The organism is Protofrankia sp. CiP1_Cm_nod4, from assembly GCF_982290645.1.
Genome location: NZ_CEVIVC010000005.1, coordinates 27,959 through 34,179, shown reverse-complemented (window position 1 = coordinate 34,179; position 6,221 = coordinate 27,959). Strand labels below are relative to the sequence as shown.

8 protein-coding genes are annotated in these 6,221 nt (G+C 71.9%); 3 read left to right on the top strand and 5 right to left on the bottom strand.

What is annotated here, in order from left to right:
• Window positions 1-52: 52 nt before the first annotated feature.
• Genes AC5LSR_RS02330 through AC5LSR_RS02320 form a run of 3 tightly spaced genes read right to left on the bottom strand, consistent with a single transcriptional unit; the run spans window position 53 to window position 2,968 of the window.
• Complete coding sequence (locus AC5LSR_RS02330; RefSeq protein ID WP_250283030.1) at window positions 53-925, bottom strand: FAD:protein FMN transferase; 873 nt, start codon at window positions 923-925, stop codon at window positions 53-55.
• A gap of 31 nt (window positions 926-956) precedes the next feature.
• A complete protein-coding gene (locus AC5LSR_RS02325; RefSeq protein WP_250282989.1) occupies window positions 957-1,583 on the bottom strand; it encodes an FMN-binding protein in 627 nt (208 codons plus the stop codon).
• The gene (locus tag AC5LSR_RS02320; protein ID WP_250282991.1) at window positions 1,580-2,968 is read right to left on the bottom strand and encodes a ferredoxin reductase family protein; all 1,389 of its coding nucleotides are present in this window, start codon (window positions 2,966-2,968) and stop codon (window positions 1,580-1,582) included. The genes AC5LSR_RS02325 and AC5LSR_RS02320 overlap by 4 nt, the downstream gene beginning before the upstream one ends.
• Before the next feature lie 411 nt (window positions 2,969-3,379).
• Here AC5LSR_RS02320 and AC5LSR_RS02315 point away from each other — a divergent pair, with 411 nt between their 5' ends.
• Complete coding sequence (locus AC5LSR_RS02315) at window positions 3,380-3,655, top strand: hypothetical protein (RefSeq protein WP_250282993.1); 276 nt, start codon at window positions 3,380-3,382, stop codon at window positions 3,653-3,655.
• Window positions 3,656-3,673: 18 nt separating this feature from the next.
• Window positions 3,674-3,934 carry a hypothetical protein gene (locus AC5LSR_RS02310; RefSeq protein WP_250282995.1) on the top strand — a complete coding sequence of 87 codons (261 nt, stop codon included), beginning with the start codon at window positions 3,674-3,676 and terminating at the stop codon, window positions 3,932-3,934.
• Window positions 3,935-4,121: 187 nt separating this feature from the next.
• On the opposite strand, the gene AC5LSR_RS02305 is transcribed toward AC5LSR_RS02310, so the two are convergent.
• Entirely contained in the window at window positions 4,122-4,325 is a 204-nt protein-coding gene (locus tag AC5LSR_RS02305; RefSeq protein ID WP_250282997.1) for a hypothetical protein, read from the bottom strand.
• A 504-nt stretch (window positions 4,326-4,829) separates the two neighbouring features.
• On the opposite strand from AC5LSR_RS02305, the gene AC5LSR_RS02300 reads away from it, so the two are divergent.
• Window positions 4,830-4,988, top strand: coding sequence for a hypothetical protein (locus AC5LSR_RS02300; protein ID WP_250292674.1), 159 nt, complete (start codon window positions 4,830-4,832; stop codon window positions 4,986-4,988).
• A gap of 207 nt (window positions 4,989-5,195) precedes the next feature.
• On the opposite strand, the gene AC5LSR_RS02295 is transcribed toward AC5LSR_RS02300, so the two are convergent.
• Entirely contained in the window at window positions 5,196-6,116 is a 921-nt protein-coding gene (locus tag AC5LSR_RS02295) for a DMT family transporter (RefSeq protein WP_250283002.1), read from the bottom strand.
• Between the last annotated feature and the right edge of the window lie 105 nt (window positions 6,117-6,221).

Below are 6,221 nucleotides of genomic sequence, written 5' to 3'. Positions count from 1 at the left end.
TCCCGCATCTCCCGCATCTCCCGCATCTCCCGCATCTCCCGCGTCGGGCCGGTCATCCAGGCCCGACAGCGCCGGGAGCGGACCGGACAGGTGCGGAGGAAAGCTGCCCCGAACGGTGTGTATCCGATAGGGAAGCCCTGTTGGACGGCGCGGACGCGGCGGCGGCAACCTGGCCGGGGAAGCCGGCCGAACAGGCCAGCCGGCCGGTGGCGTCGACCGTCAGCCAGGCCCATCCCTGCCGGGCGAGATCGGCGAGCAGGGCCGGCGCGGCGTGGCCGGCGGCCAGGGCGGCCGTGGCGTAGGCGTCCGCCAGGGCGGCCGTGGCGTAGGCGTCCGCCCCGACGACGGTGACCGAGGCCAGCGCGCTCGCCGGAGTCCCGGTACGCGGGTCGACGACGTGCTCGCCCCGCTCCGAGACGCCCGACGTGGCGACGGCGAGATCCGTGCCCTCGACCACCGCGACGAGCCGGGCCCGCTCGAAGGGGTCGGCGATCCCGGCCCGCCAGGGCCGGCCCGTCCCCGAGGCTCCCCGGACCAGCAGGTCCCCGGCCGCGTTGACGCAGTGGTCCGGGGCGCCGGCGTCGGTCAGCGCCCGGGACGCCGCGTCCGCCGCCCAGCCCTTGACCAGGCCGGTCGGATCCAGGGTGCCGTCCGCCCGCCAGGCCGGGTCGAAGCTGCCGCCGGTCCGCTCCCGGCAGGCGTCGGCCAGCCGGTACACCTCGCGGACGTGCTCCGGGCAGTCGTCGAGGCCGATCTCGCCGCGCCGCAGCCGGGAGACCCAGGAGCCCGGCAGGAAGGTGCTGAAGTCCTCGTCCGCCCGGTGCAGCACCGCGGCCGCCGCCGCGATCGCCGCGTCCAGTTCCGAGGGGCCCAGCTCCGCCGCGCCGCGCGGACGGCGGATGTCGATGCTGACGACCGTGCCCATCACCGGTTCGGCGTGGACCCGGCCCGGCCGGCTAGGCACCGGCCCGGTCCAGGGCGGACTGGACGGACTGCGCGTAACCGTCGCTGGTGTAGGAGGCCCCGGAGACGGTGTCGATCCGGGCGCTCTGGACGTCGAGCACCTCCTGGCGCAGGATCGGCACCGCCCAGTTGTTGATCTCGATATCGCGCCGCTCCCGGTCCGGCAGCCGCAGGGCCACCACATCAGTGATCGTCTTTCCGCTCAGGACGACCTGGACCTGCACGAAGCCGTAGCGGGTGCGCACGGCGTCCCCCGTCACCGTCCGGGTGGTGGCCGTGCCCGACGAGCCGCCGGCGGCGGGGCTCGACGGGACGGATGTCGCGCCGCCCGCCCCGCCCGATCCGGATCCCGCGGGCCGGCCGCTGTCGTCGGCGGCGGACCCGTCGTGCCCGTCCGAACCAGCGGATCCGGAGGCCTCATCCGCCGGATCCGGAGCCGGGACACCTCCCGCCGTAGCGGGCCGCTGGCCCGTACCGGCCGTGGCCGGCGCGACGGCGAGCGCCACGGGCCGCTCGCCGGGCCCGGTCGCGGCCTTCGCGCCGACCACCAGGCCGACGGTCGCCAGCAGCGCGGCAAGGCCGAGCCGCGCCCGGTGGGATTTTCCGGCGTTCTCGTTCATCTCAGCGTGAACTCCTCAGTGTGGATCTGCTTGCCGGACAGCCCGAGGCCGCGCAGCGCCCGGACGACCGCGTGTGTCATCCCGGCGGGGCCGCAGACGAAGACGTCCCGTTCGGCGACGTCCGGCACGGCCGCGACGAGGAAACGCGCCGCCAGCGGGTCGTATCCGAGGTCGCGCCGGGAACCGACCACGCGGTGGACGACCAGCCGCCCGCTGCCGACCAGCCGCCCGCTGCCGGCCAGCCGCTCGAACTCCTGCCACAGCGCGAGATCACTCGCCCGGCTGACCCGGTGCACCACCACGACGTCGTCGCCACGGGCGAGCAGCTCCTCCGTGAGCGCCCGGACCGGTCCGATCCCGCTGCCGCCGCCGACGAGCAGTGTCCTGCCCCGGCTGGCGTGCTCGGCGGTGAAGTGCCCGAACGGGCCTTCGGCCACGACCGGGGTGCCCGGCCGCAGGTGGGCGATCGCGCGGGAGTGGTCGCCGGTGGCCTTGACCGTGATGCGCAGCCGGTCCGGTCGCGGCGGGGCGGACAGCGAATAGGGGTGCGCGCTGACGAGATGCCCGCGGGCGGCGAACCGCCACAGCAGGAACTGCCCCGCCACCGCACCGAGACGATGCAGGTCACGGCCGCGGATCCAGACCGAGACGACCCCGGGCGCCTCGTGGACCACCCGCTCCACCGCCATCCGGTGCCGGCCGACGGCCACGGCCGGCAGGACCAGCCGCCAGACGACCAGGCAGCCGGCGACCGCGAGGTACATCCCCTGCCACAGCAGCCGGTTGACCGGATGGCCGACGAAGTCCGCGCCGGTCGCCGTCTGGTGGGAGTACGCCAGGAGCACGGCAAGGTAGGCGGTGAGGTGCAGCAGGTACCAGGCCTCGTAGGAGACGCGCCGCCGGACCGCGCGGGCGCTGGCCACTCCGACGGCCACGAACAGCAGGGTGCCGATGGTCGCCTTCCACATCTCCGGATAGGTGGTGACCACCGTGACGAGCTCGGACAGCGGCTGATGATGCGTGGTCAGGCCGTAGCCCCACACCGTGAGCAGGACGTGGACGACGATGAGCAGCACGACGTTCGTGCCCAGCCCACGGTGCCAGGCCGCCAGCCGGTCGAGCCCGACCGCACGTTCGAGAACGGGGATCCGTGCCATGAGCAGGAGCTGCACGAGCACCAGGTAGGCCGCCAGCAGGCCGCTGACCCGGCCGGCCGCGGTCATGGCCGGCCCGGCGCCGCGCACGCTGGACGCGGCGGTGTCGAACCACCACAGGGCCACGACCACGGCTCCCCACACCACCAGGGCGAGCCGTACGGCGAGCCGCGGGGACCAGCGCGGGGAGCGGCGCGGCGGCACGTGCCGGCCGTGGGCCGCACCCGGCACGGCCTGGTCTCCCGGCGGGCGGGGAGGATCTGGCTGCCGCGTGGGCGCCGCCGTGCCGACGCGGGCCGGCCCGCGCGTCCGTGTCCCGCCAGCCGGATACCACGTGAAGCTCATGGACACGGATGATGACCGTGAAAGCTGGGAAAACGCTGTGAAGAGCCTCAGAACTTGCCGGAACTTCCACGGTCTTCCTACCCCGACCGCAAAAACCGATCGTAGGGCTCCCGACCGGCCGCGGGCGTCCCGACGAGATGGCGACGGCTTTCGACGCGGGGCGGCGAGGGGACCGGACCGCCGGGTCGGTTAGTGGACTGTGTCGGATGGGAGATAGCACAGCGGCGACACAAAAATACCCTTGATAACCGAGCCCCGAAGTCACCGCCTCGGGCCACGCACAGGGGGAGGCCGATCGTGCCGCGTTCTGGTTGGGACCAAAGCCAGTGGATCGACTACGACGCATACGTCCTGAACGTCTTCGCGGGAGGCAGCACGGCCTGGATCGAGTACCGCTACACGATCGGCCATGTCGGATGGCGGCGGATCTACACCGCGCCGGACTCGACCGAATCAGAAGTACTGACAATCGCCACCGCCGCCAAGGCTTCCGGCCGGCCGGTACGTGTCCGGGTGACCAACAGCAGCGGCCCCGGCGGCACAGCCGAAATCGTCGCCATCCAGACGCTGTGACAAAGGAGCTGTGACGCTATGGCCAGGATTTCACCCGGGCAGGAAGCGGAAACGACACCGTTCGGCGCCGACCTCCGGCCCTTCACCGATGGTGACTACATAGCCGCGCCCAGCCGGATCCGTCCCGACGATCTCGCGGAACCCGGGCCAACAGGCGCGGACGTACGGACCGTCGACGGTATCGACCGAGCGGCGCTCGTCCTGTGGGACGTGGCCGGCGACGAGCCGCACCCGCTGGGCGCGGTTCTGCGTCCCGCTCCGGCGGAACAGCAGAGCTGATCTTCACCTGTTCCTTTTCACCTTTCCTCTTTCTTCTTTCTGTTTCCTCTTCCTGTTTTTCTCTTTCTGGTCGGGTGAAGGCCCAGCGCCCCACCGTCCGCACCCGGCCCCGAGCTCTCATCTCATGCGGGACCACGGCCTGCCGGCCGGACGGAGGGCGGCCGGCAGGCCGTGGTGCGGGGCCCTCCTACCGGATGGGCTTCGTCCCGATGACGACGGTGGCGTTCAGTTCGTCGGACGTGACCACCTGTGGGAGCAGCCCGTTGCGGACGACGGCTTCGACGGTCCGCGCCGCCTGGCGCTCGCTGGTCTCGACCAGCAGGTGGCCGCCCGGCGCCAGCCGCTGTGGCGCCTCGGCGGCCATCCGGCCGCCGGCCGCCCAGGGCAGCACGCCCAGACGCTCTTCGTGTTCGCGACGGCGCCAGCCGCAGCGGTCGGCCGACGAGCCGCGACAATGGTCACTGTAAGGATGCGATCGATGACCTGACAGAAAGGGTCTTGCGATCGGGCTCACAACGGCGCACTCTTGTAGCTGTCCGGTCGGGTTGTGGTTCTTCCAGCGTTGGTCTTGACGACGGACGCAGGCAGACGTCATCCCGACCCTGCTGGCGGGTATCCACACCCGCTGTTGCCGTGGAGGAGCGCAGGTGCCATGAACGCCATCGACTGGGCGGAAGCCCCAGGGTCGGGGCGTCTCAGGCTTCCCTCCCGCCCGGCCTGCAGATCCGATTGGTTGCCACGGTCACGCGTCGGCGGGACGTAGGTAGTCGATCACGCGGCGCTCCGGACGACGATCGTCATGGAGCGCGAGCCCTTCTCTGGATTCATTGCACGCCTGACGCTGTCAGGCGGTCTTTTCGTCGCTGTTGTTTCCGCGCAACGGGAGGTGATCAGCGTGGCCACTGTCACGACTAACCTGCTCAGCACCCCGCTGGAGGATCCACGTGTCGAGCGGGTGCGCCGCACCGCCCTCGCCGCATACGTCGACGGAAAGATCAGCTTTGCTCAGGCGAACTCCCGTGTCCGCAAGGCGCTGGAAAGGTTCCACGTCTGATCTGACCGCCGTACGCACGACCGCCAACCGGCCAAGGTCCCGGTCAGCAGGTCCAGCCGAGCCGAGCCGATCCGATCCGTCGGCAGGCCGGGGAAGAACGCACCCGCCAGAGCGGTCTCGTTCTTCTTCCGCCCCGCCCGGCGGACGGCATCAGCGACCCGCTGTGACGAGTGGAGTTCTCTACACCGCCACTGCGGCCGTTCGGAGTCACTGCGGCCGTTCGGAGTGCGACTCGTGCTGGGGCTCCCGCTCGTGCGCGCCGCCTGCCACCCGGTCCCTGCCCAGACCGAGAATCCCGGCCGCGACCAGTACCAGGGAGGCGACGAAGGCCACCATCCGCGGTCCTTCGGGTGCCGACTCGTCGAACAGGGTCAGCCCGAGCATCACCGGCAGGAAGGCCGATACCCCGCTGGTCACCGGGAAGGCGATCACCGCCGCCCGCCCCTGCAGTCCCCGCTGCTCCAGGCCCAGGGCGAGCACGGAGAAAACGATCAGGACGTACGGGGTCGGGGTGGCCAGCAGGCGGGCCAGCTCATGATCGTCCAGGTAGAGGCCGATCTGACGGGTCGCCAACGTCGCGATCGCGTAACAGGCCCCCGCGGACAGCCCGAACAGCAGGGCCGCCCGGGCAACCCGCTCCGCCCTGCCCGCCTGGTTCGCCAGCCAGGCGCCCACGGCCGTGAACGTCAGCCCGCAGGCCAGGAACAGCCCCATATCATGATTGCTCGCCGGGTCACCGAGTTCGGCGCCGCGGCTGAAGGCAAAGGTGAGCAGGACGATTCCGGCAACCATGGACGCCATCCCGCGCCAGCCGGCCCGGCTGATCCGCTCCCCGAGGAACCGCCGGGCCAGCAGCGCGAAGACCACCATGTCGCCCGCCATCAGCGGCGCGACAAGGGCCACCGGGGCCACCGACAGGGCCAGCACCTCCAGCAGGAACGACCCGGCCTCGACCGCGAGCCCGAGCAGCCACAGCGGGCGCACGGTGAGACGGAGCAACAGCCCGAGCCCGAGCCCGCCGCCAGGCGGTGCCTGCCGCGCCGCGACAGCCTGGATCATGGGGGCCATCCCGTAGAAGGCCGCTGACACGACCGCGATCGGCGCGCCGACGGCAAGCGCGTCGTTCACGCGCCGCCCGGAATCCGGCCGAGGTGCGTACGTGCGCCACCGCTGCGTCCCACGTCTCCCACCATCCCACCTCCGCTGCCACGCCACGCCCGTACGGGCTGTCTC